The organism is Nostoc sp., from assembly GCF_036917675.1.
Taxonomy (GTDB): domain Bacteria; phylum Cyanobacteriota; class Cyanobacteriia; order Cyanobacteriales; family Nostocaceae; genus Nostoc.
Genome location: NZ_JBALCT010000053.1, coordinates 119,799 through 146,124 on the forward strand (window position 1 = coordinate 119,799; position 26,326 = coordinate 146,124).

24 protein-coding genes, 1 other RNA gene and 3 pseudogenes are annotated in these 26,326 nt (G+C 41.0%); 12 read left to right on the forward strand and 16 right to left on the reverse strand.

Going from position 1 to position 26,326, the window contains the following annotated elements:
- Window positions 1-97 precede the first annotated feature (97 nt).
- From ssrS to V7K31_RS20285, 5 genes are all read right to left on the reverse strand, one after another.
- Window positions 98-280: non-coding RNA, 6S RNA (ssrS, locus tag V7K31_RS20265), on the reverse strand.
- 60 nt (window positions 281-340) lie between these two features.
- On the reverse strand, window positions 341-1,498 hold the full coding sequence (locus V7K31_RS20270) for a 5-(carboxyamino)imidazole ribonucleotide synthase (protein ID WP_335096633.1): 1,158 nt from the start codon (window positions 1,496-1,498) through the stop codon (window positions 341-343).
- Entirely contained in the window at window positions 1,495-1,986 is a 492-nt protein-coding gene (locus V7K31_RS20275; protein WP_335096634.1) for a pentapeptide repeat-containing protein, read from the reverse strand. The genes V7K31_RS20270 and V7K31_RS20275 overlap by 4 nt, the downstream gene beginning before the upstream one ends.
- Window positions 1,987-2,113: 127 nt before the next feature.
- The gene (locus tag V7K31_RS20280; RefSeq protein WP_335096433.1) at window positions 2,114-2,260 is read right to left on the reverse strand and encodes a hypothetical protein; all 147 of its coding nucleotides are present in this window, start codon (window positions 2,258-2,260) and stop codon (window positions 2,114-2,116) included.
- A gap of 62 nt (window positions 2,261-2,322) precedes the next feature.
- The gene (locus V7K31_RS20285; protein WP_334828103.1) at window positions 2,323-2,475 is read right to left on the reverse strand and encodes a lmo0937 family membrane protein; all 153 of its coding nucleotides are present in this window, start codon (window positions 2,473-2,475) and stop codon (window positions 2,323-2,325) included.
- Window positions 2,476-2,818: 343 nt separating this feature from the next.
- Between V7K31_RS20285 and V7K31_RS20290 the strand changes: the two genes are divergently transcribed.
- The gene (locus V7K31_RS20290; RefSeq protein ID WP_335096434.1) at window positions 2,819-3,046 is read left to right on the forward strand and encodes a hypothetical protein; all 228 of its coding nucleotides are present in this window, start codon (window positions 2,819-2,821) and stop codon (window positions 3,044-3,046) included.
- Window positions 3,047-3,542: 496 nt separating this feature from the next.
- Window positions 3,543-3,866, forward strand: coding sequence for a hypothetical protein (locus tag V7K31_RS20295; protein ID WP_322688342.1), 324 nt, complete (start codon window positions 3,543-3,545; stop codon window positions 3,864-3,866).
- Window positions 3,867-4,031: 165 nt separating this feature from the next.
- Here the strand turns inward: V7K31_RS20295 and V7K31_RS20300 are convergent, their stop codons facing one another.
- Both V7K31_RS20300 and V7K31_RS20305 read right to left on the reverse strand, forming a co-directional pair.
- Window positions 4,032-4,577 carry an ImmA/IrrE family metallo-endopeptidase gene (locus V7K31_RS20300; RefSeq protein ID WP_335096436.1) on the reverse strand — a complete coding sequence of 182 codons (546 nt, stop codon included), beginning with the start codon at window positions 4,575-4,577 and terminating at the stop codon, window positions 4,032-4,034.
- Window positions 4,578-4,581: 4 nt separating this feature from the next.
- The gene (locus tag V7K31_RS20305) at window positions 4,582-4,947 is read right to left on the reverse strand and encodes a helix-turn-helix domain-containing protein (RefSeq protein WP_335096438.1); all 366 of its coding nucleotides are present in this window, start codon (window positions 4,945-4,947) and stop codon (window positions 4,582-4,584) included.
- A gap of 144 nt (window positions 4,948-5,091) precedes the next feature.
- Between V7K31_RS20305 and V7K31_RS20310 the strand changes: the two genes are divergently transcribed.
- The 7 genes from V7K31_RS20310 (at window position 5,092) to V7K31_RS20340 (ending at window position 15,991) form a co-directional block, all read left to right on the forward strand.
- The gene (locus V7K31_RS20310) at window positions 5,092-6,228 is read left to right on the forward strand and encodes a restriction endonuclease-related protein (RefSeq protein WP_335096439.1); all 1,137 of its coding nucleotides are present in this window, start codon (window positions 5,092-5,094) and stop codon (window positions 6,226-6,228) included.
- A 3-nt stretch (window positions 6,229-6,231) separates the two neighbouring features.
- Complete coding sequence (locus V7K31_RS20315) at window positions 6,232-6,402, forward strand: hypothetical protein (protein WP_335096440.1); 171 nt, start codon at window positions 6,232-6,234, stop codon at window positions 6,400-6,402.
- Between the two features lie 6 nt (window positions 6,403-6,408).
- Window positions 6,409-9,855: a hypothetical protein gene (locus V7K31_RS20320; RefSeq protein WP_335096442.1), complete on the forward strand. Its 3,447-nt coding sequence runs from the start codon at window positions 6,409-6,411 to the stop codon at window positions 9,853-9,855.
- A gap of 24 nt (window positions 9,856-9,879) precedes the next feature.
- Window positions 9,880-12,852, forward strand: a complete 2,973-nt coding sequence (locus V7K31_RS20325) for an RNaseH domain-containing protein (RefSeq protein ID WP_335096443.1) — start codon at window positions 9,880-9,882, stop codon at window positions 12,850-12,852.
- A gap of 213 nt (window positions 12,853-13,065) precedes the next feature.
- Window positions 13,066-15,120, forward strand: a complete 2,055-nt coding sequence (locus tag V7K31_RS20330; protein ID WP_335096445.1) for an FAD-dependent oxidoreductase — start codon at window positions 13,066-13,068, stop codon at window positions 15,118-15,120.
- Between the two features lie 215 nt (window positions 15,121-15,335).
- Window positions 15,336-15,662, forward strand: coding sequence for an ATP-dependent Clp protease adapter ClpS (clpS, locus tag V7K31_RS20335; protein ID WP_335096635.1), 327 nt, complete (start codon window positions 15,336-15,338; stop codon window positions 15,660-15,662).
- A 5-nt stretch (window positions 15,663-15,667) separates the two neighbouring features.
- Window positions 15,668-15,991 (forward strand): DUF2103 domain-containing protein, encoded by a 324-nt coding sequence (locus tag V7K31_RS20340; RefSeq protein ID WP_334828084.1) that lies wholly within the window; start codon window positions 15,668-15,670, stop codon window positions 15,989-15,991.
- 24 nt (window positions 15,992-16,015) lie between these two features.
- Here the strand turns inward: V7K31_RS20340 and V7K31_RS20345 are convergent, their stop codons facing one another.
- The 4 genes and pseudogenes from V7K31_RS20345 to V7K31_RS20360 form a co-directional block, all read right to left on the reverse strand.
- On the reverse strand, window positions 16,016-16,336 hold the full coding sequence (locus V7K31_RS20345) for a hypothetical protein (protein WP_334828083.1): 321 nt from the start codon (window positions 16,334-16,336) through the stop codon (window positions 16,016-16,018).
- A gap of 171 nt (window positions 16,337-16,507) precedes the next feature.
- Window positions 16,508-17,920, reverse strand: a pseudogene (locus tag V7K31_RS20350) (DUF2079 domain-containing protein).
- A gap of 397 nt (window positions 17,921-18,317) precedes the next feature.
- On the reverse strand, window positions 18,318-19,532 hold the full coding sequence (locus tag V7K31_RS20355) for an RNA-guided endonuclease InsQ/TnpB family protein (RefSeq protein WP_335096446.1): 1,215 nt from the start codon (window positions 19,530-19,532) through the stop codon (window positions 18,318-18,320).
- Window positions 19,533-19,929: 397 nt separating this feature from the next.
- Window positions 19,930-20,415, reverse strand: a complete 486-nt coding sequence (locus tag V7K31_RS20360; protein ID WP_335096447.1) for a molybdenum cofactor biosynthesis protein MoaE — start codon at window positions 20,413-20,415, stop codon at window positions 19,930-19,932.
- Window positions 20,416-20,800: 385 nt separating this feature from the next.
- Between V7K31_RS20360 and V7K31_RS20365 the strand changes: the two are divergent.
- Window positions 20,801-22,888 (forward strand): annotated as a pseudogene (locus tag V7K31_RS20365) (hybrid sensor histidine kinase/response regulator).
- Between the two features lie 251 nt (window positions 22,889-23,139).
- Here V7K31_RS20365 and V7K31_RS20370 read toward each other — a convergent pair.
- On the reverse strand, window positions 23,140-23,874 hold the full coding sequence (locus tag V7K31_RS20370; RefSeq protein ID WP_335096449.1) for a DUF1995 family protein: 735 nt from the start codon (window positions 23,872-23,874) through the stop codon (window positions 23,140-23,142).
- Window positions 23,875-24,009: 135 nt separating this feature from the next.
- Between V7K31_RS20370 and V7K31_RS20375 the strand changes: the two genes are divergently transcribed.
- Both V7K31_RS20375 and V7K31_RS20380 read left to right on the forward strand, forming a co-directional pair.
- Window positions 24,010-24,615, forward strand: a complete 606-nt coding sequence (locus V7K31_RS20375; protein ID WP_335096450.1) for a cold shock and DUF1294 domain-containing protein — start codon at window positions 24,010-24,012, stop codon at window positions 24,613-24,615.
- A gap of 98 nt (window positions 24,616-24,713) precedes the next feature.
- Entirely contained in the window at window positions 24,714-24,866 is a 153-nt protein-coding gene (locus V7K31_RS20380; RefSeq protein WP_335096451.1) for a hypothetical protein, read from the forward strand.
- Here the strand turns inward: V7K31_RS20380 and V7K31_RS20385 are convergent.
- The 4 genes and pseudogenes from V7K31_RS20385 to V7K31_RS20400 all read right to left on the reverse strand — a co-directional run bounded on the left by V7K31_RS20385 (window position 24,863) and on the right by V7K31_RS20400 (window position 26,294).
- Entirely contained in the window at window positions 24,863-25,360 is a 498-nt protein-coding gene (locus tag V7K31_RS20385; RefSeq protein WP_335096452.1) for a hypothetical protein, read from the reverse strand. The genes V7K31_RS20380 and V7K31_RS20385 overlap by 4 nt on opposite strands.
- Before the next feature lie 85 nt (window positions 25,361-25,445).
- Window positions 25,446-25,730, reverse strand: a pseudogene (locus V7K31_RS20390) (transposase); the annotation flags it as partial.
- 50 nt (window positions 25,731-25,780) lie between these two features.
- Complete coding sequence (locus V7K31_RS20395) at window positions 25,781-25,957, reverse strand: hypothetical protein (protein WP_335096454.1); 177 nt, start codon at window positions 25,955-25,957, stop codon at window positions 25,781-25,783.
- 181 nt (window positions 25,958-26,138) lie between these two features.
- On the reverse strand, window positions 26,139-26,294 hold the full coding sequence (locus tag V7K31_RS20400) for a hypothetical protein (protein ID WP_335096456.1): 156 nt from the start codon (window positions 26,292-26,294) through the stop codon (window positions 26,139-26,141).
- Window positions 26,295-26,326: the final 32 nt, after the last annotated feature.

Here is a 26,326-nt window from a genome sequence, read left to right on the forward strand (position 1 = left end):
TCTAGCGTTCCCAAAAATAGGGCAATATTTACAAGTAATACTGATTTAAATTATTAAAGCTCCCAAATTCTAACTGACTTTGGGAGCTAATAATTTTAAGTTCACCGCGACGCCGTTTTACCTAAGTTTATGACCTGGTTTAACCAGGTGGGAATCAAATTTCTCGTTTAAAGTTTCCGGGTACATGCCCGGTCTACTGCCACGAAAACTGTTTAACTCCCTTGTCTTTAAAGGCATAGATCAAAAAACTTGATGGCAGTCACCAACGTCGTAGTGCAACTCACCCATTATAGCTTTCAAAAAGATGTTGTGTGTTCAACGTCGAAAGTTTCTGAAAAATTTACCTGGGATACCAGATAGATTCTATGTTTTGAGCGATGGCTGCGCCGACACCAAGGGCGTACGCACTTCCCGATTCTCTATTTTGATTATCTAGCAAAACGGTGACATGTCCCAACTTTCGCCCAGGACGTGATTCTGTCTTCCCATACCAGTGAAGGTGCGCCTGGGGAATCTCTGCTATTTGTTGACGCTGGCTTTGGTAGTCGCTGTGAGAATTTTCATACCCCAAGAGGTTCACCATCACAGCACCAGCGCACTGCAAAGCCGGATTTCCCAAAGGTAAACCACAAACGGCTCTCAGGTGTTGTTCAAATTGAGAAGTTTCACAAGCATCAAGAGAAAAATGCCCAGAATTGTGAGTCCGGGGCGCAATTTCATTTACCAGAATTTTGCCATCAGCACTGAGAAATAGTTCAATTCCAAAAATTCCCACTACTTCTAGGCTATTTAATAGAGTATGCGCGATCGCTTGGATTTCTGCTACTTGATTGGGCGTAATCTGGGCTGGCGCAATCACCCGCCGACACACTTGTTGTTCTTGTTGGGTTTCTACCACTGGATAAGTTACAATTTCTCCCTCTACAGAACGCGCTGCAATTATTGCTAGTTCTCGTTCAAATGGGACAAATTCTTCTAACAAGAAAAGTGATTGATTTAAAGTTAGCTTTTGCTCTAAAGTAGCAAAATCCTGAATTATGAAAGTACCCTGACCGTCATAACCGTGGCGTCGGGATTTGAGAACTGCTGGAAAACCTAGATATTCTATTTTTGATTTAAGATTTTCTGCCTCGTCAAGGGCGAAAAATTCAGGAACTGGTAAGCCCAAATCGCGTAAATAGCAGCGCTGATGATATTTATCTAAAAGAGGAGCCAAAGCTTCTAATCTGGGACGGAAACAAACGCCTTGCTGTGCTAAAAGAGATAAAGCTTGCACGTTAACAAATTCGTTTTCAAAAGTGATCACATCACATTTTTTAGCTAATATCTCTGTAGCACTGGCATCATCTACCGGGGCGAAAACGATTTCCTGAGCAATTGACACGGCTGGGTCGTGTTCACTAGGAGTTTGTACTACCAATTCTAATCCTAGTTTTTCTGCTGCATTCGCCATCATCCAGGCAAGTTGTCCGCCACCAATTACACCAACACGCTTCATTGACATCCTAGAGAATCACGAGTTTGCACGCCTGTTTTGGAATTCACACCACTGGCTTTCTGGCACAATTCTTTGATTTGCACCCTATCCAAAATTGCATCTGTAAAATCTGCACCGTCGATATTCACATCATTAAAGACGGCGCCCAGCAAAAGAGCTTCTTTGAAAACTGCATCGCTCAAATCTGCCTTAGTCAAGTTTACCTGATCAACCATTGCATTAGTTAAATCTGCTCCGTGGAGATTTGCTTTTGTCATCACCGAAGCGCTCATGACTGCTCCCCGCAAGTCAGCCTTTGCAAAGTTAGCCAGTTCCATATTGGCGTTAGAAAACTCCGCAGCTTGCAAACTGTCACCAGAAAAATCACGTCTTGATAACTCTGCATTGCTAAATGACAGTGGATGAGTCCAGTCTACTGCCAATGCGGGATTAGCCACACACCAGATAATAATTCCTAGAAGGAACGCAAACCCTTGCCGCCAAAACATATCGAGAGCCAATTTGGTGTCTAATCGCTGCATTTAATTACCGCATTTGAATATTAGCAAGACTGGTTTATCCTAATTGAGACTTGCAGCCTTGCTACCGGACTTGAGGAATGTGTATTTCCCTTGCTTAATATTTTGTAACGCAAAAAGGGCATAGGTGTAGCCCGTCGTGGACATCACTTCTCACCTTTAGCCAGAGAGCGACAATATTAGGAGCATTAGGAGCGATCGCACTCAGTATATAGCGTTTCTTAAGCAACTGAGGTACACTCAAATCTTTTTTACTAAGATTAGTAACTTTGAAAACGTACCTCACCAAGTCGGAAACCACTATATTCAGACATCACGCGCTTTGAAAAAATTATAGATAGCAAGGGCAATGGCTAAAAGCAACACTGCATGAATTAAATTTCCAGCAATATGAAGTGTCAGCCCTAATGCCCAAAAAGCAACCAGTACAACAACAATACCCCAAAGTATACTGAACATATATTTGCTCTGAGTCAAGTAAGTTTTAATTTACTCATTGATTTTACTCTTAGCTTCACTTTAATTCTATTTACCCTCAGAGAGGTATATAAATTTAAATCATCTTTCTTGAGAAAGAAAATTAATTACATGGGCAATTATCGCAATCAGCACCTGTTGTGGCAATGAGTCAACTAGAGCATCACACGGCCGGCAATACTTTTGGGTTAAGCGTAAACTACTCCCTCATGTTCTGGGTAACTGAAAAGTATTGAGATAGTATGCATTTCTGGAAAAGAGATTGTGGCATGTGTAGTAAGAGAGCAAATAGCACTTGATGCTTAATTTAGCTTAAGGGGGTCTGATGATTGATCGCTTTGTGAATTTAATTTTTATCGATTCCTTTGCCCTGGCAATTAACTTGACGTTTGGTATATTGCTTCGCACTAAAATCTGCAACTATTCATGGGAGGGAGCTGTAGGTAATGAGCTTTCAACACCAGAGACTAGCGGTAGTCCTTCGGAATCGACACCATCCTTAGAGGAAGCACCATCCTTGGAGAAAGTAGATATAACCACTTCTATTTCATGAAGCCTTGCCTGCTATTGTTGTCGAACGCGATTGCAATCGAGGCAGTAACCTTATGCAATCGCTTTTGATGGGAGCATCCCAAATGTGTAAAAACATCAGCTGTCATTGCGAGCGTAATGAAATGGAATCAAGCAATGCCTACGATGGGCTGTGACAGTCGTTAATTTCTTCACAATTCTTCATTTTTAGATTTGAATTTCCGGATATGAAGAGTTTTTTTGAGCAGTAATACTTACTGACTTCTTTACAATACTTTACTTTGAATTTTCCAAGTAAAGTTTATTATCTTTCAAAGTAAACAGCCCCGATCAGCTGTTAATCTTTTAATTAATTAAAGCAAGGTTTGAGCGTAATTATATGCGTCTCAATTGCTTAACAAAGCTTAAAAGTCCGATAATTAGCGTTAATTTTATAACGATTAGTTGGTTCTTCAGGAATCTCCAAGAGTTTACATTCACCAAGTACACAACTTCCACAAACCAAACTCCGAAACCCGATGATGAATCATTACTCACTTCAATGGATTGAGGCATGGTGCCAAGAAAATGGTTGGACAGATTTATTTGTAGAGCGACGTAACAACTTCTGGGCTTTCCCTCCGGGTGGGGTAATGCCGGAACCAATTCCAGTTCATGTTCTCAGATTGATTAAAGCCGAAAAGGGATTGACTTTTGAAGAACGATTGTGGTCGATCTCCGCAGTAATTGGCACAATCTTAGCTGTTCTTTTTACCTTTTGGTTTCAGTCGCCGATGCCATTAGTTTTGGCTTTCGCTTTTAACGCGGTTACGGTGGCTCAATTTGAACTTGAAGATGCCTAAATTCTTATGTTGAGCTTTGCGAAATTAAAAACTGCTCTTGTTTGCTTTTAGCAAGAGCAGTTTTTAATTTCACAAAAAGAGACGAAATCACCACAGTTTCAGCTAAAGATTATTAGTTACTCATTAATGAATTCTGTTTGTTGGCAGAGCAGATATTGTAAAACATTAGCATTTGACAGACACCTCAGTTACATTGCTGCGAAACTGCACCATCGCTTCACTCGCACCAAAATGTGTTGCAATCTGAGGTAACAGCATCTTTCGTTGTGTCGCCCATAGTAAACCACGTTTAGGAATTTGAAGACATCCCCCCAAATAAGTTGCTTCATCCTCGTTGTTTTGTTTACGTTTTGGTAGTCCGGTAACAGAATCAAAGCCAACAGACTTATGATTCAGCAACAAATGAGCTATTTCATGCATCAGATTTGATTCATACCGTGCAGGTGCATGACGGGGATTATATACAATCCAGAGCGGGCGATCGCTTATAATTGCTCCTGACCACCCATCGCTAGCAAGTAATACTGCTACTTGCTCTGGCTCTAAGTTTGGAAGCTGATCGGGTGTAAAAAGTGTTGCTCCTAGCTTGGCTGCTAGAGTGTCTGCGGGTAATGGCTCAAACGATCGCACTCGAAGCAAGCTTCGTTGTTCAGTCGCGGTCGCTTCACAGCGTTGTCTAAATTCAGACGATAGACTTTGAATTAATGACATATCTTTAGGGATCTTGCTTCAATTCGCCATCATTTTTAGACAGATCGCGATACGCTGCTTTAACTAAAGATGCTAAAGCATTGGCGATCGCTGGATCAAGATTTTTGTCAGCACGTAGTTGAATGGCGATCGCTTCAGGTGTATCCAGTTGAGCCTCCTTTGTGGTTCTAAACAACTCAGCAGGTGGTACTTCTAGCCAGTTACACAGTGCTAGAAAAGTTTCCATATCCGGCATTTTGCCACTCTCTACTCGTGAAAGAGTGGATGGACTAACATTACCAATCTCCGTCGCCGCTTCGCGCAGTCCTCTGCTGCCGCGTTTTTTGCGGACTAGGCTTGCCAAGCGTTCTATATCTAGATAACTTCCCATTCTTTTGCTCCTGTGTCACGTAAGAATAAATAGTTTCTTAGTTGACACAAAATAAATAATATTGTACGGTTTATGAAACAAATGTATCACGAATGAAAAAGTTCATGTTGTTAAAAAAATCCTCAAAATGAAGGATTACCTCTAATGGAAAGTACTGAATTTGACGGTCTTGTTCTTGGTTTAGCAGAGTTTGTCCGTCGAGATGGCAGGTATCCATATCCAGAACTGCTTAGTCATGCTCTTAATAAACTAGCTCTAGAGGTAACGGCTGTACCATATCCTCGGACTCTAACTGGTCTTTTAGCGTTACTTGAAAAACCTGTAAAAAATTGGTATCCACGGCGTTCACTACCAAAAGAATTTGACTCAGATTTTGGTCTGCTCTATGAAGGGGTGTTGAGTGAAGAAGCAAGTCGGTACTTTTATGAGGAACTGCTTGAACAAGGCAAAATACCTGAGTTCGCTACTGCTGCAACTAAGCAGATTGCCATAGAAAATTACCAATTTTACAAAATTTTGGCCCGGTTGCAAGAACTGTACAATAACGATACTGATCCTAAGCGCGTTCAACAGGAATATGTTTTGCTGCGGCTATTTTTGATTAAAAATGGTTACACAACTCCGGCGGAACTTCGCAAGGTATTTTCTAAAACTCGATATATTGATATTCAAGAAATTGGCGATCTCTACGAAGATTGTTTAGAAGATGAGGTTTGCTGGAATTGCGATCGCTGTGGACCTTTGTTTAAAAAGTATGGAAAGTTACGTGGCATTAAACCCAGTGCTTGCAACGACCATCGCCAAAATTTGCCCTATGTTCGACAAATCACTTGGAAACAAGGGCTGCGTCGCCTAAAGTTTGGTATTCACTTGCGTATTTGTTTACCGGGTATACCGGAGATACGTTTATTTTCTACTTTAGAAGAACTTCACAAGAAATACCCAGAACAGCTTTGTAATATCCATCTTTATCCTGGTATTGATCGCTATGACTTACAGCTATGCTTCTGTGACAAATCAACGTGGGCTGTGGATATTAAAGATTACCGAAGTCCCTACAATTTAGCACCCAAACTTACATCTCTATTCGGTGAGGGCGATCTGCGTTATGACGAGGGCTTTTATGTTATTCCCATCCAACGCCTACAACAACGAGAGGACTACCTCGAAATTCTCCGCGAACAGGTGACAAAGCTGCCAAGCAGTACTCACCTTTTGAGCGATGCTGTATTTGAGGAACGGGTTATCAATAAAATTGAGCAGTTGCGGGAAGGAAAATAGTCCATGATCCAGATGAGCTTATTTGAAGTACCGACTGAATTTAAAGACCGCCTCGAACAGTTGAAGGAAGCAGGTTTGGATCGGACTCAAGCTGAATTGTTGCTTCAGGTAGAGCTTGGCTTTGCTCTCATGGAGCATTTGGAACTTGATGATGAGCCAGTCACCGCACCTTAGGCAATCTTGAGTGGAATGCCTTTGAGACATCCACGCTTACAGAATTTGAATGAAATGGAACGTAGAGCGATCGCCAACACTCGCCAAATAGTTCCATTTTCCGCTCGTTTTGCTTGGTTAGGCGCACTACGTTCTTATCTGAGGATTCCTTTGGATCAGCGTAATTATGGCGACTTCACTCCCCAAAACTGGGATAGCTATATTATCAATGCTGCCAAAAATCTTCGGCATCCAGTTAATCAAGATTTGTATGAACAGTGTCTAACTGCCAATTTAGATTTCCGGCTTCGCACGGTTAAACGGGTAGAAGCCGGAACCAATTATCAGTTTGAGGCAAAGACAGGAGAAGAGACGGTTATAGTACCAGTCAAATTTACACAGCAGCAAGTGCGAAATGCACAAGTACAACGCCTACCCTGGTTTGTCTCTCGTTCTCGTAGTGCGTTTTCGCTTCGCCTTTCAGATTTAGAGCTAGATGCAGCATGGATTGATGAGCGAGAGTCAGCATTAGCGCGTCAATTTGGTTGGAATGAGACTGCCAAGGGACACTGGGTTGATCGCTTTCGCAAAATTAACTTCCACAAAGTTCAGGAGAACGGAACACTGTTTCCGCAAGAGGAGCGAATTCTTGAGTTAGATGGCTTCACAAACATTGCAGGCATGGTTGCTTCTGGAAAAACCACGATTTCGCAGTTGTTCAGTGTTAATATTCTGCGGCATCATTGCGATCGCCGCATCACGTTAGTAGTTAACGATGTGCAATCAGCAATTAAACTAGCTAACCAAATTAACTGGTGGTTTTGTAACGATCCAGAGAATGATGATCCAGTAGCAGTACCAATTTTGGGGCGCAGTAAACGCGATGCACATCTGCGGAGTTTCTCTGCCTCAAAAGATTATCAGGAACATCGACAACGCGGACAGCCTCACTGGGGTGAGCGTTGGTTAGGCACTGCTTGCCCTCTACAAGGTCGGCTCAATCAGAATTTTGTTAGACAATTCTTAGATAACAAAGCACTCAAACCGGGAACTGAACCCTGTCATTCTCTAAAAAAGATGCCTAAAAGCGATCGCCAGCAGCGACGTAAAAACCTCGGTTCATCCTATTTGTGCCCATTCTTTGATAAATGCCCATCCCAACAAGCTTATCGTGATATGCCAAATGCCCGTGTTTGGATTACAACTCCTGGCGCGATGGCAATGGCAGGATTACCTCGTCATTTAGAGTTGCGCCGTATCAAAATCGGTGAACTCGTCAATGAACAATCAGATTTTGTTGTTTTTGATGAGATAGAGACAATCATCAAGTGGTTTGATGACACCTACGCTGAGGAGGTGGTTCTGACTGACGGCGGTAATAGCGGCGTTTTTGATGATATTGGCGTGAAAACAGAACAATTCTCAAAAACTAACCGTGTTATGCCCCCATCAACACAGCGATGGACTGGCGCAGAACGTGATGCACAAAAAGCTATTACAGCAACACTAACCCTACTCGATAAACAGGTTGGGCATCAAGTTCTCCGAGATTGGATCAAACGAGGTTACTTTACACCTAACTCTCTTCTGTTCAAATTTGCCCGTCGTCTTGCTGGATTAGAAGAATTTGAACATCCAGATACATCTGATGCGCTTTCAGGAGCAAATGCTCGACTTATACAGCCAATTGTGCGCTATATTGATGCACTACTCAACGAGGATGATCCTTTACGGATGCAGCCTTCATCTAACCCATACCGAGATCCAGTCTTTCGCCTTGCGCGTCTTATGCAAGAAATCAATAGTACTGGAGAAAGTGCTTCAGATGAGAATATCTACAGAGCTTGCAGAGCTTGGATTATCGAATTTTTCCGAAATACAGAACGGCGTTTAGCGCAACTGCGAACAGAATTGGAGAATCGTAATCAAAGTTCTCAACAACAGCGACGTTCACCGAACGGGGATGAGGCAGATGTAGATACTGTTGAAACCTTGGCTTATCGCCTCCAATTTGCGCTGACGATCGCGCTTTTGGAGCGGCACACTCGAATTGTCTTTTATGAATGGCACAATCGACCGACATCAATCAACGATGATTCACCCCATCGTCGAATGCCTGCTGCAATGTTGAATATTTTACCATTGCCTCCCACGGGACGACAGTTCGGCACTTATTACTCCAGAGGAAATGATGACAACAAAAAAGCCAGAAATGGCAGCAATAATGCGCTGACGTTGTTTGCCTACACCAATATTGGACGCTGCTACATTTTAAACTTTCATCGTTTATTCACAGATTTTAATGGTCAACGTGGCCCTAATGTGCTGGCACTTTCTGGAACATCCTACTTACCGGATTCTACCAGCTTTCACGTTGGTAATCCGCAAGGTGTTTTGATGCCAGAACAGGAGGCAAGAGATGCGATCGCTCAAAGCCACTTCAAATTTCTTCCCCAATTCCACCAAAAGAACAAACCCCTCCGCATTTCTGGCAGCCCTGAACGGCAGAAAATGGGCTTGTTTCAGGAAATAGCGCGATCGCTCGTTGGTAGTCACGGTACAGGGCATTTAGAGCAAGAACTTAGGGAATTAAAGCGTCTTGGCGAGAATGATTTGGATAACCACTGGAGCGATCGCGATCGCCTTCTCTTGATAGTTAACTCATACGACCAAGCCCGTTGGGCAGCAAACGAAATTCGCAATTGCTGGTCAAGTATGCAGGACTTTGTTTATCACCTAGTCCCTGACAATATAGACACTTACACGGAAGATGACTTTGATGAACTAGCGAAATTTGTCAAACCACCTGATAAAGGTGCGCTCAATCGTGCAGATATTGAAACTTTTGGGCAAACTAACGGAAAGATTCTTATTGCTCCTATGAATGCGATCGGACGTGGTTTTAATATTTTGAATGCAAACGGTAAAGCCGCATTTGGTGCTATTTATTTTCTGACTCGTCCATATCCACATCCACATGATACACAAGCGATCGCCCAAGAAATGAACCGTCGCGCTTTAGATTGGGCGGATAAAGCAGACTTTTTAGCATGGCAACAAGGAGACGGAATTGTACAACGTGCTGAAAAGGTGCGCCAACTAGCAGCACGTTACTGGCGATCAGTTGAGCAACGTTCTTACTATAAAACTCTACGTGATAATGAGGAATTACTTTGTTTTCCCCGATTCGACCTTGCTGCTACCACTGCTGGGTTAGTTATTCAAGCCGTCGGTCGTCTCTTACGTGGAGGAGTCCCATTTCGTGGTTATTTTGTCGATGCAGCTTGGGCACCTAAGAGTGCTGCCAGGAAAGCTGATCCAGAACTCTCTGAACCGGATACAGAGCAGACAAGTCTTCTGGTTGCCATGCTTCTACGAATCTGCGATTACGCCAGCGAGGAAAACACAGTGGGAAATGCGCTTTACAAGCCTCTAGCCGATGCACTGGAAAGAATCGAAGACCTGCATTGGTAACTTTGTTGTATTAATAAATTCATAATGCCTAAAAAAGACGTGCGACCTCCTATTCTCTTACCTGCCAGAATGAATCTTGCAACAGATACGTTCGCAGGTTTAAAAATTGAACTAATTTCATTTCCATTTGCAGAAATTGTTGATAAATTTCGTAACAGTATGGAAGAGGTTCTATCGCCTAATCGCAAGAAAAAGGTCTGGATACCATATCGACAGTTAAACAATGGATTGCTTGCCTGTGCATCAACATTGACGCATGGTTTTGAATACTTTGATACAGGCGATTATCGAGCTTTGGCTGTAGGATCGGTTGAAAATCCACTGCGAGTTCCAACGCCTGAGCAAATACATGAGTTAGTGATTATTTGGGCGCAGGAGTGGACAAAACAATTTGATGGTAAAGGGAAAGCAGATCAGGTAAATAGTGTTTGCGATCGCTTCCTTGAAAACATGGCAATAATTCCTACTAATTGGAATTGGCAACCTATCACCCCAGAAAAACTTATTCAAGATATCAACGCCGAAAAAGGACTTGGATTCCAAGCAATTCCTAGTTTCTTGGCAACATTGCTACATGGAAAAATCTGTGTCATTCGCTCCGGTAAGAGAGAGCAAGAAATCCATTGGCGAAAGGTACAAGGCGATGGCTCAGGCCGCACTGGGCTATTTATAGTCAGTCAACCATTTCTGGCACTGTACACAGATGACTATGGCAAAGAAAGAGAAGGTTATTTTGTCTATCGCTTAGATTTTCGCGTTCAGACTCAAACTGGGCGATTTAATCAAAACGGTAAGCTTAAACCGTGGATTTTTTTGGATTTAAGTTGTCAAAGATATGCTCATGAACCATTAATCGAAACTAATTATGGTCGTGATATTTCTGTACTCATAGGGATGAACGAGGAACGTTTATCTGGTTATGAAGTAGATTCAACGCTGATACGCCTTACCATTGATAACAGTGCAAGAGAAGATAGTAAGCCGTGGAAATTACAATTACCCAATCTACTAGCTGCATTCAAAGCGCGTGCATTAGAAACAACCGAAAACATTCTTGGTAATCCTGCTACATACGGAAATTTAGATAATAATTCCGACTGGAATAAAGATGAATATTATTTAGTTCATGCTGAAGGATATAAGTATGAACACGAAAAGCATAAAAGAGGACACAGCATTAAGCCAGGATTTAGTTTGCAGGAACGCGGCGATATCGTTGCTCAAGTATTAAATCTTCTAAATGGTGTTTTGATCCCAGATGATCCAATGCAGTGTGATATTCCTGCTCCATCTGGTCAAAAAACACCCTTGGCAATGCGCGATTACGGGTATATTTCTGAACCTCCAACTTTTACAAAACAACAAAAAGAAAAGCTGAGTGGAGAAGAAATTAAGCAACGGGTAGATAAACGTCGTAAAGAAAAACAAACGATAATTACTGATGCTATTGAACGAGCGTTGGAAGGAAAACCTATACATTTTTCTCTTCTGTGGCGCGAACGAGATACCTGTGATGTAACTATCCAAAAGTTGCGTGATGCTTTCCTGCTTAATGAAGGAGAAGATTTTCCAGAGCATATCAAAGTAGCATCTGTGCGGATTGATGATCCAAATCTTTTGAAGCCCCTCAACACATCAGGATATGTACCTAAAGATGGTCAGGAGTTTGATAAACAGATCCGCAAGCAGCATCAAATGAAACTCGATGTATGGCGCGACTTTTTGAAGCAGAAGGTTATTCCGTTAATTGACTCTACTACTAAGCCTTACTGCTTTGCAATTATTGAGATTGGACAAACGAAAAAGAAGGGAGTTCATCCTAAACAAAGTATTTATAGAGCAGTTCGCGAAGCTTGTGTGCTAGAAAATATTGGTTCTCAAATGGTGCAAACTGTTAAACCAAAATCATCTGAAAAAGAAGATGAAAGCACAGACACATCGCCATCTTATAACAAGAAGACAGAAGGACGTATTCTAAATGCTGTACTGGATGTGATGCTACGCCAGATTGGGGCGCTTTATGGAATACCTTCAGAAGTCTACGAACGAGCAGGAATACCCAAAGAAATCGCCAAAAACCTAGATGTAATTGCGCTTTGTCGCCGAAAAACCACTCAAGGTCAAGATAATATTCACTATGCCTTGGCTGTTCGTCTACGGGCAACGGGTGCAGTTGACGTGTTATTTCCTAATAGTAACAATTGGATTCCTTACGCACAAGCGGGGATTGAAATAGGGCAAATTTTCTCGCAAGTACGACGCGATCGCAATTATCTTAACACAGTTCAGTTAAAGGGAATAAACCTTGCAAAATTTGCGGCAGATGTACTAACGCAAGTGGGCGAACAGCCTACTCTTGTCTTAATTGAAGCGGATGTATGGCGTAACGAGCGTGGTGAGGAAAATGGAGGTCAAGCTTGGTTCCAACTAAAAAATGAAAATCTCCTCGCAAAGCGGGACGTCTTAGACTTTCAACACGTTCCAGGTCATACTTGTGTATATCCTCGTGACCATAACAAACTTAGGAACCTGCTTGGAATAATTCGCTTCCGCACTGGTGACGAGACAACTCAATACATAACCAATCGACAAGCTTGGAATGATAATTCTCCAGCACGAGATTTAATTCACTTAAGTGGTTTTTCTGATATATCTGTACCTGAGTTGTTCCATTACTTCTCTATTGGAAGATTACCGAAAACACAAAAAGCCCAAGATACCTTAACAGCACGCGAACTCTATATGCTCGATTCTCAAGATGATGAATCCGGTGTAAATATTGCATTCAAGCACCAGCAGATGTTAGAAATGCTTCCCTTCTTCATTCGTTCGGATTTCCAAAAAACAGAAGAAAGCCTAAAATCACTTTGCCGAGTGCCACACTACTTACGAATCTCACCAGCGTGGTCTATAGGTAATATTCATTCACCATATCCAATGCATTTAGGCAAACAACTAATAAAAGATCACTTATGCATCCTTGGTGTAGAAGTCTGAATCAATATTTCTCATAGATGAGGAAAAAAGTACTCAGGACTCAGCACTTTTAACTCAGCTTTAATAACTTCAGGGTAAATTTAGCCTACATACTCAGTATTTTAGGTGTAAAACTTGTATTTAAATATATTTACTCTTATAAACTTGTGATAAACATTTCCTGGATGCTACCTTCTACAAGGTGACACAGGATTTGGAGTGATTTTTTTAACCATGAAGCGCAGACAGAAAGTAGCTTATAGCTTGACATCGGTGATCAGTCTCAATTTAATATATACCTTGGTTGCATTTGATTGGGCGATGGCTGCGCCAACGTCTCCGACGAACGCCACACCACCGAGAACCCCAGACAAAAGTATCAATTGCGAAATTTTAGTTGTGGGTGGTGGACTATCTGGCGTCGCCACAGCTTACGAGGGATTGCTAGCAGGACGAACAGTTTGCCTCACGGAAATTACTGACTGGCTGGGAGGGCAAATTTCTGCTCAAGGGACATCTGCGTTAGACGAACGCCCAACTCAGCGAGCTCTCAAATTCTATTCTCGCGGCTATCTAGAATTGCGAAACCGGATTGGGCGTAAATACGGTAAACTTAACCCCGGTGACTGTTGGGTAAGTGAATCTTGTTTTCTTCCCCGCGATGCTCACACCATTTTGACTCAGATGCTCAAAGATGCCGAAAACCAGGGCAAAGGGAAACTGCAATGGTTTCCTAACACAGTAATTAAAGATTTGGAAATCGCTGCTGATGGCAAAATAATTAATAGTGCGATCGCTATTCAACATCAACCAGCAAAAGGCGCACCACCTCTCAATACTTTTACTTTATCTCAAAGTATTGAAGATTCTTATAACTACGAAAACTCATCTCGGTTTACTAAAACTATTCTTCGTTTTATCCCCAAGGCAACGAAAGGGGATGCTCCTAAGTGGTACGTTGTAGACGCCAGCGAAACTGGAGAAATTATCGCCCTTGCTGATGTCCCCTACCGATTAGGCATTGATGCCCGTTCCTACCTAGAACCTTCTGCTTCCAGCACCAACAATGATCCATATTGCCCTCAAGGCTTTACCTACACCTTTGCAATGGAGGCAACCAAGGAACCGCAACCGCAGACGATGCCCCCATTTTATTTAGAATACGCGCCATATTTCAGCTATGAATTAATGCGACTGGCTAACTTTGATTTGGTTTTTACCTATCGTCGGATTTGGAGTCCAAACAAAGGAAAACCAGCAAAATTCGGCGGTGTAAATTTTACTGCATCCACGCCAGGGGATATCTCCATGCAAAACTGGACTTGGGGTAACGACTACCGCCCAGGAACAGCCAACGATAACCTGATTTACAGTCGCCAACAGTTACAAGCTACTGGGCAGTTAAAGCCAGGGGGCTGGATGGGAGGACTGCGGACAGAAAGCCTCCGCAAAGCAGAGGAAAATGCCCTATCTTTCTATTACTGGTTGGTAGGTGGGACTACAGATTCCCAACTAGGGGAGGGTATAAAGCAGCAGCAAGCCAATAACCGCTTGTTGTCAGGGCTAAATTCCCCGATGGGGACAGTGCATGGTTTATCCAAATATCCCTATATGCGCGAAGGACGGCGCATCATTGGCCGCCCCAGTTGGGGACAACCCGGAGGCTTTGGTATTTGGGAAATTGATATTTCTCGCCGAGATTACAAGGATGAGTATTACCCCAAGACTTTGCCAGCAGATATGTATCGTCGGCTACGAGCAGCGCTTGCAGGTTTGGAAGCAGTATCAGTAATTGACGGTAAAGTTTCACCAGACAAAGCAATGCGACGGACTCGTTCTACCATCTTTCCCGATGCTGTGGGTATTGGTCACTACGCTATAGATTTCCATCCTTGCATGGTGAATAGTCCCCCAGAAGCCCCTGGTAACACAGAACGTCCAGGTGAAAGACGTGGTGCTGGCCAAGCTTATCCCTTCCAAATTGCTCTGAGGGCGATGATTCCCCAGAAAATTAACAATTTGCTGGTAGGAGGCAAAAGCATTGCTACTAGTCATATTGCTGCTGCTGCCTATCGGGTGCATTCCTTTGAATGGTCGTCTGGCGCAGCTGCGGGGACTGTGGCTAGTTTTGCCATCAAAAATGCGATCGCACCTTACCAACTAGTCGATGACTTACCCAAACAAGAGCCACAACTAGAAGCACTCAAACGGCTTTTGCAACAAAATGGCAACCCTACCGCTTTCCCAGATACATCTATTTTTAACGAAAACTGGGATAATTGGCGATAGGGCATTGGGCATTGGGCATTGGGCATTGGGCATGGGGCATTGGGCATGGGGCATGGGGCATGGCGCATGGGTCATGGCCCATGAATTCTTCCTAACTCCTGTACAGACGCGATTAATCGCGTCTCTCCTAACTCCCCACTCCTAACTCCCCAGACAATAGACTAAACTATTTACTTGTAGTGTAGTTTTGTAAAATTATCTTGCTCAATTTTTCTATAGTTATGACACTTTCAGCAGATGTTTACGGGATGGCCACAGCACCAACTATAGCTCCCGAACGGTCTAGTCAAGTTACCAGCAAGCCGTATCCGAATTACAAAGTGATTGTATTAAATGATGATTTTAATACATTCCCACATGTGGCTGAATGTTTGATGAAATATATTCCGGGGATGACTGGCGATCGCGCGTGGGATCTGACTAATCAGGTACACTATGAAGGTCAAGCGATCGTCTGGGTCGGTCCCCAAGAACCTGCGGAACTTTATCATCAGCAGCTGCGCCGAGCAGGTTTGACAATGGCACCTCTAGAAGCAGCTTAATCATCATGGGCAAACCCACCGTAAATCCCCTCCGGGCAGCTTCCCAAAAAGCTGCCAGACTGGTTTGGAATCACTCGACACACCTTTCTGGCCTGATCCCTATTTTAGAACGTCTTTGTCAGCAGGATAGCATTCAAACCGTGACACCGGGAGTGATTGGGCGGGCAAAAGGTCATTGCCCAAAAATGCAATTGCGTGTCTCAGTACCAATTCGCGGCGGCTATAAAGTAATTGCACGGCAGGGCAAGACGGTACAAGAGGTGTTCATTTTAACCCCTTTGGCTCAGTCAGAACTGGAAACGGCATTAGCGATCGCTATGAAATCTTAATCATGCCCAATGCCCCATACATGACTATTCCTCAACACGGTGGACTGCAAATTTGTGTAGTGGCAGACTAACAATACAAGAAAAAGTTAAGAAATATGACAGAGCTGTAGTTATTCTCAAAGTCATGACTATAGATTCCCAGTCGGGTAAAACTATTTTCTCGATACCAAAGGCTACACAATAAACTAACCAGTAAGTAAAGCTCATTCTAAACAGAATCTGCTCTGTTTGTTCCATATCATTTTTTTGCTCCTTACCGTCCCACAGTAATATTAGTCCAATAATGCAAGCTACAAAGGAAACAGCAACTACAAATTCGTGACAAAATATATTTAACGAATGCATTTGTGTTTATTCCCATATTTTTCAGTTAAAGATCAGTCTAAAGGAATATTGCTTGTAGAAATACAAAATATTTACAAACCTCAATAGAGTCATGCAGTTGATGTAAACAAATGCAACAAAAATTGTTGTTTTACAAATCTAGATATTTTTACTAAAAATTAAGTATTTCTGTTAAGCAGGTGTTGGGGAATTAGAGATTACTAATTGGAGGTAGCTTAAATAAATACCATTATACTGGTACAGAAGTTTGTAAGTAGAATTACTTCTAAGTTGAAGTACTAAACTCGAATTAATATTATTATTGTTTAAATCTATAAGTATATACTTAAAAATTTCATTACCCTTTTGTAACTCCCAATCTTTATTAATTAACTTAATAATTTGACGTTTACTTAAATGGGGAGCAATATTAGATGTTGTTAAAACACTTTCCTTAGTTTTAACCAAACTTATCGCGTTATATAAATAAGGTAGATTAGGTAAATTTGGCAAATAACGTGTTACAAAAAAACCATATTTAGCTAACACCAAAAAAGAAATAATAGCAGAAAATATTAATATCTTAGGTTTCAACCAATGCTTTTTATTGTCTTGTTTAAACTCTTTTATAGAATGTATTAACCATACAATAATAAAAGGAAAAATAGGTAATGAATAATGGCTAATCAAATCTCGCTGTGGTGCATAATCAGAAAGAATATTTAATAAAAACATAGCTAAAGCAGGTATTATAAATATTATCTGCTTCCAATACAATCCAATAATTACTGGTAATAAAAGAAGGAAGTAATAAAATAATGTATCAGGAGAAAAAAACTTTCCTAAAATTAAGTTAGGATTACTAATAGTATTAAAGATTATTTCTTTGGGAGAACTACCAAGAGAAGCATAAAAAACAACTCCTCCTGCTGGACCACCTCTTAAAAGCGGTGTTAAATAACCAATAGTAAAAAAGTACCAAAATAGTCCTATTAAAGTACAAGCTAATCCATAGACTTTTCTATGTCGTAAAAACAAAAAAATCCCAAAAGCTATTACAGTTAAACTTAAGCTATCCTTACAAATTAAAACTAAACCAATAGCAAAAAACAATTGATAACTACACTTCTCTATCGCTGCCCACATTGCCCACAATAATGCAGTAACTGCTATAGTTTCTGGACGAAAATCAGTAAAAAAATTACTATTAAATAAAGTAGGATAAAGTAGATAAGAAAAAGCAATTGCTCTTGAATAAGCTATAGACAATCCAGCTTGTAGACTTAATAAATAAACAGGTAGACATCCAATTGATAAAGCAAAAGCTTGAATTAAAAGCAACCAATATACACTGGGATAAATTTTCTATGTTAGACTTATAGGGTATAATATAAAGGCTGCATGATCACCTATCACATGAAATCCAAAGAAAGAAGAGATTGGTTGTAGATTCTGACTTATTAAATATACCCATTGGTCAAAAACAGCTAAATCAAGAGCGGTAGATTTAAATAAAAAATGTCTTAAACTACTAGATAATAATAGGATTAAAGTTCCTATAGTAATTAAAAAACTAATGTAACCAAACTTTCTTTGCATACTCATAATTAAACAACAATCAAGTTACTAGTTTAATCCAAAAGTACTTAGTAAAAAATAGGTTAATAAAACTTATTAAATAATCTTGATGAAGGTAACGCGATGTGCGACTTAATATTTCGCAAAATACTAAAACCTAGTCATAGTCAATATTCTGTCAATGAGTGTTTTGTCTTGATTTAAATCGCTCATCTTTAGAATGCTTGTGAAATAAGAGTTTTGTAAAAGTTGCACACAGCGCAAGGTAGGTAGTAAGGATGGTTAATCTGTAGCCCAGAATAAACTTATAGTTTTAATTCGTGTACGGCGATAAACTTTCAAAACTCATTCATTATTTAAATATTATTTAATAATAAATATATTATGTAACTCTATCTATTAACTGTAATTGACACTCCCCCGTTTATAAAACGGGGGATTCTTGGGTCCAAAGGGAGCTAGTGCTTAACCCCTCGCCAAGCATCTTGACCGTATGCCCTACGGCTGCAAGACCACGTTGCATCACCACCATAGCGGCGGCAACGTCTCTATCTGTCTGAAACCCACACTCACTACAACGATGTATCCGCTCACTTAAATCTTTCTTCCCAGTGTGGTGGTTGCAATTAGGACAAGTTTGACTAGTTCCATTGGGGTTGACCTTGGCAAAATAAACCCCGCGCTTCCAACACACCCATTCTAGGATTGAGAGGAATTCACCAAAACCTGCGTCCAAAGTATGCTTTGAAAACATCCCTTTAGCCCAGGACTTAAAGTTCAAATCCTCAGCAAATATCATTCCACCTTGGTCACATAAATGATGTGCTAACTTGAAATGAAAATCCTTGCGACTGTTGTGAATATATTCGTGTATTCGTGATACTTTCTGTTGAGCTTTTCGCCAATTATTTGACCCCAATTTCTTATGGCTAACTCTTTGTTGCAGCAATTTCAGCTTGCGTTGGAGATCCATAAAAAATCTCGGTCTAGCGATTTGTTCCCCAGTGGATATGGCTAAAAAACTTTTTAACCCTAAATCAATACCAATAGGTTGACCATGTGGTGCAAAACTTGGAACATCGACCAAGGCTTGCAGCGTGAGCATCACATACCATCCTGAAGCCTTCTTCACCACTTGAGCTTGTTTAGCAACAAACCCATCTGGGATAGGTCGGGATAGTTGCATTTTTACCCATCCCACGCCAGGAAGCTTAACTTTGCTTCCTCGTATTGGATTAACCCCTAATTGTGGAAACAATAAAGAACGTATTCTACCTTGTTTTTTGAATCGGGGAAAACCTCTTCCTGACTCCCACATCCCGACGAATGCTTTCTCCAATCTCCTTAACACCTGCTGCAACATCTGTGAGTGTGCGGCATTAAGATAAGGATTAGTTTTGCGGGCTTGCGTTAAAGCTTTGCACTGAGATGCAAATGTTGGTCTGGGCGCGTCAGCAGGAATAATATACTCACTCAATAAAGAGCAAGCATCGATTCTGCATGACCTTGAATTATACCAATCCTTCCTTTCTCCCAACGCAAAATTCCAAACTCTACAAGAGGTTAAGAGCCATGCGTCGTAGGTTTGGGACTGTTGCTGCAAAAGTTTTAGGCGATAGGTATAAGTCAGGTTTAGCATATACCTATCATATCTTAAAAACTAGTGAATTCTTTTTAAAGCCAAATAAATTTGGCTCATTCGCTTATATCCCCCGGTTTCTAACCGGGGGCTTTACGCATCACGAGTCGTAAGTCGGCGAGAAAAATTCAATGTATATGAAGAAATATAAATTATTTGTAGGGTGTGTTACCCCGTAGGCTAACGCACCTTGAATCGTTGACAGTGTGTTACGCTGCGCGACAACGCACCCTACATTTAAATTTCTTAACATAGCTTCAAATATTAGCGTCTACTTACTTAGTTAAAAAAGTGTCATCCAGCAATTAGCGCGGCACACATCCTGTTCGCTAATTGCTGGATGAATTGCCGCGTGTTCAAGAGATTGCACTTATTTGAAGACAATAGCTCAGAAAGCTTAACAATTTTCTGCTGATGTTTCACAAGCACCAATACTCACCCAGCAGCTAGAACCATCTTCCCAATGCTCTTTCTTCCAAATTGGTGCTTGGTGTTTAAGCGTATCAATAGCATACTGACAAGCTTCAAACGCCTCACTCCGATGAGGACAACCCACTGCTACTAAAACGCTAATTTCTCCAACTTGCAAACGTCCGGTGCGATGATGAATCACTACCCGATTCACATCAGACATAGATAAGCGAATATCAGCAGCAATTTGATAAAATATCCGCAATGCCATAGGTTCGTAAGCTTGATACTCCAGAGCAATTACAGATTTACCATCAGTTTGATTGCGAACCACGCCACTCATTATAACCACAGCACCATTGGCTGGATCGTCAGACTTGGCGTAGATTTCTTCAAGAGACAATGGTGCAAAGCTAATGGCAAAACTATCTTCAGCTCTTGGTTTAACAGCAGAGGCAAGTGTAATCGTCATAACTGCGTTGGTATTATGTAGGCTTTTTCTATTCTCTCTGAACAAAACGCTGCTGGTATATATTTAGTTGCTCTTGCTAATGCTTTTGGGCAAAACTTTTAGGATAACAAGAACAATTTAATTTCTGTAAAGAAATGTATAATTAACATAGTTACATATATTACCATTTACCTATCTTAGCCTCAGTAATTTTATCTCCCCACAAAAAATTATTAGGGTGTAAATATTCTAAAATTTAGTTAAAATAACCAAAATTCTCTCTTATCCTTATTAAAGGAGATTAGTATAATTAAAGTCATCAAGCTATATGCTTGCTATGTTATTTAAATCAATCTGCTCGTGACTTTATTGAGCTTGCTGAGTTTCCCACTTACCGAGTATTCCTATGAAATCTTTAGTGTGTAACAATGAAGCAGCAAGGCTTGAGGCTCTGCGTCAGTACCAGATTCTCGACACTCCACCTGAAGAAACATTCGACGAGCTAGCATTCTTAGCGGCACAGATTTGTAACACACCGATCGCCTTGATTAATCTAATTGACGCTAACCGCCAGTGGTTCAAAGCTAAGGTGGGGTTAGATGTACAGGAAATGCCACGAGATCAGGGGTTCGGCTCAATTTGCATGGAAAGTGGTGAAGTTTTGATTATTCCTGACACCTTAGCTGATGAACGATTTGCGACGAATTCTATAGTTACTTATGCTGAACTTGGTGTGAGATTTTATGCAGGTGTACCTTTGTTAGCACCAGGAAAAGAAGCGATCGGGACTCTGTGTATACTTGATTGTGTACCACGCCAAATCAGTTACAAACAGGTAGAAGCACTGCAAAATCTGAGCCGCCTGGTAGTTAGACAACTAGAGATCCGGCGGAATTTAGTTGAACTGGAAAGCATCAAACAGGGTTATAAAAAGGCACAAGAAGCATTACACCAAAGCGAATCTATTTTGGGCGGTTTCTTTAAACAAGCGGCATTGCTAGATATTATCAGTGATGCAATTGTCGTGCAAGATTCGTCTAACAAAATTTTATTATGGAACAAAAATGCTGAGAAAGTTTACGGCTGGAAGTCAGAAGAAGCTATAGGTAAGCAGTCAGATGAACTTTTGTCTACTGAATCTTTGTCGCCAAATCTAGAAATTTATCAGACTGTCTTAAAGGATGGATCTTGGCAAGGTGAGTTACAGAAAACCAGCAAATCTGGCAAAAAACTCATCGTTGAAAGTCGCTGGATGCTGATAGATGATCAACATTCTCAAGCTAAATCAATCCTTGTAGTTGATACGGATATTAGCCAGAAAAAACAAATAGAAAAAAACTCTTTACGTGCTCAACGCCTGGAAAGTATAGGCACTCTTGCTAGTGGCATTGCTCACGATTTAAATAATGTGTTATCACCAATTTTGATGTCAGTGCATCTGCTCAAAGCTAAAACCTATGATCAACAGATTAGCCAGATGCTGTCAATAATAGAAAGCAATGCCAAACGTGGTGCTGATTTGGTAAAGCAAGTGCTGTCATTTGCTAGGGGAATTGAAGGCGATGTCGAAGGACAAGTCGCTACGCGTCAGCACACCGTGCTTCAAGTCAAATACCTGATTTTAGAAATGCAGCAAATTATCTCACAAACATTTCCTAAATCAATCGCAGTATACACAGAAATTCATGAGGAATTATTACCTATTTGTGCCGATAGTACCCAACTGTATCAGGTATTGATTAATTTGTCTCTGAATGCGCGGGATGCCATGCCTACAGGCGGAACTTTAACAATATCTGCCGATAATATTTGGATTGATGAAACTTATGCCAGTATGCATCCAGAAGCTAGAGTTGGTGCTTACATTGTTCTGACAGTTGCTGATACGGGGCTTGGAATCAACAGCGAAATATTAGATAGAATATTTGAACCATTTTTTACAACAAAAGAGTTGGGTAAAGGTACAGGACTTGGGCTATCAACAGTAATGACGATTATTAAAGAACACGGTGGTTTAGTCAACGTGTCAAGTTATCTAGGCAATGGGACAAAGTTTAAGGTGTATTTGCCAGCAGTTAATCAAGTTCCAATCCAGTTGTTAGAAAATTTATAAATACCAACTGGATCTGGAGAATGTATTTTGATTGTAGATGATGAAGCTGCCATTCAGGAAATTACTAAAACATCCCTAGAAAACTATAATTACACAGCAATTACTGCTAGTGATGGTATGGAAGCATTAGCAATTTACGCCCAGCATAAAGATAAAATTAGTGCTGCAATTATCGATATGATCATGTCCAATATGGATGGAGGAACTACCATTCGCATATTGCAAAATATAAATCCGTTATTGCCAATTATTGTTGTCAGTGGACTTGTAACAAGTGAACAAATCCCAATCGATAAAACAGCTGAACATACAGCTTTTTTACCAAAACCTTACACAACGCAAGAATTATTGAAAACTCTACATGCAGTTATTAGTCAATAGTATAATTTGCATTATCTAGACGATCGCAGTTATATTTCAATCCGCTTGGGTTAGTGCCAAAAGCCTTAATCTGCGTAGGTTGGGTTGAGGAAAGAAACCCAACATTTTCGAGACTTTGTTGGGTTTCTTTCCTCAACCCAACCTACAATTATCCTTAAATAATATACAATTTATGTCCCTGGCTTACCTCACCCTCAATCCCTCTCCTTATAAAGGAGAGGGAACCTAGAGATCGGAACTATTGCTTTCTCTTAACTACTCAACGCCTTTAAGAACCGTTGTAAACTCTTAAACACACTGGGCTTTCTCTGTGGTGTCGGATCTGTTGTTGTTTGTGGTTGTCCCTTCAAGAGGATGAGATCCAACTCATCACCCGATGGTTTTGTGGGTAATTCGGCAATTCTTTGATATTCGCCGTTAGTTTCCAGCCAAACTTCCCACTGTCGTGGGTAGCAGCGACATAGGGCACTTTGATCGTCTATGGGGCGCAGGTAATAACAGGATTCAATGGTATTGGTGAAACGCTCACGAGTTTGCCTTGCTGCATAACCAATACCCACAACCCCGGAATCTTCTAAGCGGGGATTTAAGAAGACTACAGGGCGATCGCCTATTTCTTCACATAACTTTTCCAACTGCGGTACTTCTACGGAAGTGGGGGCAATGAATAAGAAAATTTCATCCTCTGGCTGAATTTTTGTCTGCAAGGAAGCAGCCCTACCCGTACCAATATCCAAAATTTGAAATGGTGCATCAGCCCAATTGCGGCGGGCTAAGGCCGCAGCCCCAGCGTCAGCAAAGAAAATCTTCAAACGGGAACCATATTCTGTAAACAGGGGCAGAAATTGTTCCGCCACCGGCATATACTTGAGTTCTGGGAACAAGAACTCAACTTGTAGGCGAGTACAGCCATCGGCAAGGGCAGCTTGGACGGCTACACGAGATTGGGCGATCGCATCTTCAAGACTATTGGGAAGTTCACTCATGGTTTATATTTCACTCTAGCATTACTTCCATTGTTTCAGTATTAGCTCTGATTTTGGCGTTGCTAAATTTTAATATGAATAATTTTGTCTTGATATGGGAACCTTAAAAATAAAGTATTGATATCAAGGTCTTTGATGAAACCTGTTTTGCGTAAAGGTAAATTAACAACATGGAAGGATGACAAAGGTTTTGGGTTCATCCGCTCCAGTGATGGCACTCAAGACGTTTTTATTCATATCACTGCACTCCAAGAAACAAATCATCGTCCACAAGTTGGTGATGTGATTTGCTATCAGCTAACGGCTGATAAAGACGGAAGAATTCATGCTTGCAACGCCTTCATTGAAGGAGTTGTATCCAAACCTATGCCGATAATCTCATCTTTGGCAATCGAGAAAGAAACATTGCAGCCTAAAGCTAAATATTCTTTAATGTTCGAGGTATTGCTCTTATCTTTATTACCAGGTTTAGGAGCAATGCATTTTGCATTGACGACTTTCAACCCAATTCCTCTGATTCTCTATCCTGTGATGAGTTTTATTACCTTTGCACTGTATGCAGATGATAAATCTCGTGCAAAGCAGGGGCATTGGAGAATACCAGAAAAGAGATTACATTTGTGTGAATTGATGGGTGGATGGTTGGGGGATTCATTGCCCAACGAAGATTACGTCATAAAAGTAGCAAGGTGGTCAGAAATCAGTGATAATTTTCTCGACTCGGCAATGCCAACCAACTGATAGCCTTTGGTTTATTAATCGCCGATCTAATTTACTCAATGTTGCTGTTAGTAGAGCAAGAGAATTGTTTATTTTGGTGGGGAGTTTAGCACGAATTTATGAAGGCGAGTATACCAGAGAGTTGGTGGAATATATCAAGGAATTTGGCAAGATGCGATAATTTAAATCAAGTGCAAATGCCAAAATCTAATACCTTTGAAGAAAAATATCCTTATATTTCCAGCCTTGTAGAACAATACGGCTGGATTTAAATCGGAGAGAAGGAAGCTATACATTGCTCAAATAACTTTCTGTCAGTTTTTTTTGCTTTCCGAAAATCCTCAATTATATAAACTAATTTAGGAACACTTGCCAATAAAGAAACTGTATTAATTGGTTTTGAGTTCTGTTGAATCTTTTCAGGACTTAATGCAGATAAAACCTTGTAAATAATATCAATATCTGTGGCTTCAGGTAATTGATAAAAAAGTATTATTATATTATCTGTATGACTATAACATCTAGTAGATATTAATTCAATATTTATATTCAAAGTTTCAATAGTATTTATTTTTCCATTATTTATTTGTCTTTCAATTTCTTTTAAATTGATATAAATATTAGCTATTTCTTTGTATAGAGAAAGCCTAAGTCGCCTAATTTCCAACAGATTATTTATCCAATTTTTGATAGGTTCTGCAAAAAAGCCGACAACAACAGCTGCTAATGCACCTGCTAATACACTTGTAATATTCTGGCTTACCATACTTTTATAAATACAAATAAATTACATTGCTATCATACGGCAAACGCCAAGCCGTGCAGCAGCATCTGCATATTCCCTCAAGTCTTGCGATCGCAGTGGGTTGGGTTAACTTCCCTATTTTTTGACGAACTTGATCACGTAAAGTATGATTCATTTGCTCCCAGATGCCACGTTTTTGCCACTTCCGGTAGTAGCTGTAAACAGTTGAACTAGGCGGAAAATCCCCTGGCAGCATATCCCATTGACATCCTGTTTTCAAGTGGTAGTAAATGGCGTTACATATTTCTCGCATATCAGTAGTACGCGGATGCCCACCAAATTTAGCTGCTGGTATTAAAGGAGCAGAAGACACACTCAAAATTTTACCTATTGGTAAAAAACTCGTTTAAGGCTTTGGGCGATAGTGACATAGAGCGCCGATCAGATAAAACCGAGATATTTTGATACGCGATAGCCAAGCCAAATCCCCACAAGGCCACCAATGACGCCCAAGAGGATCGAGGTGAACGATAGCAAACTTCCAGCCCACAATGCAGGGATGTAGCTGCCAATCGTAGAGCCAACAAACATCCCAATTCCAATGATGGTTTTACTCATTCCAGAAAAGCCTCAATCAAAAGTAATGAAAATAAGTCATGCTTGAACTCCTTTATGACTCAAAATATTACCTTTTGGGAAAAGACTTGTTTAACACTTTCGGCAACCGTGACATAGGGAGCTACGCTCACCCCGACTCTCGAACTTGCACCAGATCAGCGATGTCTACGACGGGCTACGCCTACGCATTTCCCAAACGAGTGAAGTGATTCGGATTCAGCGTCAGGAGAACAGCTACCTCTGCCTTCAAGGCAGCTTGAGCAATCAGAGCATCGAAAATACCGCCACCAGAAAAGTTTAAGGCTGCCATTTGCGCGATCAGCAGCCTGATAGTCATTGGAGAGTAGTGGAATCCCCTCTAAGTACTGC

What these genes read in the sequence shown, in the direction of transcription:
- V7K31_RS20375 (WP_335096450.1), top strand. Translation starts at nt 24,010, where the DNA reads ATGAAACCTGTTTTGCGTAAAGGTAAATTAACAACATGGAAGGATGAC.
- V7K31_RS20395 (WP_335096454.1), bottom strand. Translation starts at nt 25,957, where the DNA reads ATGAGTAAAACCATCATTGGAATTGGGATGTTTGTTGGCTCTACGATT.
- V7K31_RS20340 (WP_334828084.1), top strand. Translation starts at nt 15,668, where the DNA reads ATGGGCAAACCCACCGTAAATCCCCTCCGGGCAGCTTCCCAAAAAGCT.
- V7K31_RS20385 (WP_335096452.1), bottom strand. Translation starts at nt 25,360, where the DNA reads ATGGTAAGCCAGAATATTACAAGTGTATTAGCAGGTGCATTAGCAGCT.
- V7K31_RS20345 (WP_334828083.1), bottom strand. Translation starts at nt 16,336, where the DNA reads ATGCATTCGTTAAATATATTTTGTCACGAATTTGTAGTTGCTGTTTCC.
- V7K31_RS20300 (WP_335096436.1), bottom strand. Translation starts at nt 4,577, where the DNA reads ATGTCATTAATTCAAAGTCTATCGTCTGAATTTAGACAACGCTGTGAA.
- V7K31_RS20270 (WP_335096633.1), bottom strand. Translation starts at nt 1,498, where the DNA reads ATGAAGCGTGTTGGTGTAATTGGTGGCGGACAACTTGCCTGGATGATG.
- V7K31_RS20310 (WP_335096439.1), top strand. Translation starts at nt 5,092, where the DNA reads ATGGAAAGTACTGAATTTGACGGTCTTGTTCTTGGTTTAGCAGAGTTT.
- V7K31_RS20290 (WP_335096434.1), top strand. Translation starts at nt 2,819, where the DNA reads ATGATTGATCGCTTTGTGAATTTAATTTTTATCGATTCCTTTGCCCTG.
- V7K31_RS20295 (WP_322688342.1), top strand. Translation starts at nt 3,543, where the DNA reads ATGATGAATCATTACTCACTTCAATGGATTGAGGCATGGTGCCAAGAA.
- V7K31_RS20360 (WP_335096447.1), bottom strand. Translation starts at nt 20,415, where the DNA reads ATGACGATTACACTTGCCTCTGCTGTTAAACCAAGAGCTGAAGATAGT.
- V7K31_RS20325 (WP_335096443.1), top strand. Translation starts at nt 9,880, where the DNA reads ATGCCTAAAAAAGACGTGCGACCTCCTATTCTCTTACCTGCCAGAATG.
- V7K31_RS20285 (WP_334828103.1), bottom strand. Translation starts at nt 2,475, where the DNA reads ATGTTCAGTATACTTTGGGGTATTGTTGTTGTACTGGTTGCTTTTTGG.
- V7K31_RS20315 (WP_335096440.1), top strand. Translation starts at nt 6,232, where the DNA reads ATGATCCAGATGAGCTTATTTGAAGTACCGACTGAATTTAAAGACCGC.
- V7K31_RS20370 (WP_335096449.1), bottom strand. Translation starts at nt 23,874, where the DNA reads ATGAGTGAACTTCCCAATAGTCTTGAAGATGCGATCGCCCAATCTCGT.
- V7K31_RS20400 (WP_335096456.1), bottom strand. Translation starts at nt 26,294, where the DNA reads ATGACTATCAGGCTGCTGATCGCGCAAATGGCAGCCTTAAACTTTTCT.
- V7K31_RS20380 (WP_335096451.1), top strand. Translation starts at nt 24,714, where the DNA reads ATGAAGGCGAGTATACCAGAGAGTTGGTGGAATATATCAAGGAATTTG.
- V7K31_RS20275 (WP_335096634.1), bottom strand. Translation starts at nt 1,986, where the DNA reads ATGTTTTGGCGGCAAGGGTTTGCGTTCCTTCTAGGAATTATTATCTGG.
- V7K31_RS20305 (WP_335096438.1), bottom strand. Translation starts at nt 4,947, where the DNA reads ATGGGAAGTTATCTAGATATAGAACGCTTGGCAAGCCTAGTCCGCAAA.
- V7K31_RS20330 (WP_335096445.1), top strand. Translation starts at nt 13,066, where the DNA reads ATGAAGCGCAGACAGAAAGTAGCTTATAGCTTGACATCGGTGATCAGT.
- V7K31_RS20355 (WP_335096446.1), bottom strand. Translation starts at nt 19,532, where the DNA reads ATGCTAAACCTGACTTATACCTATCGCCTAAAACTTTTGCAGCAACAG.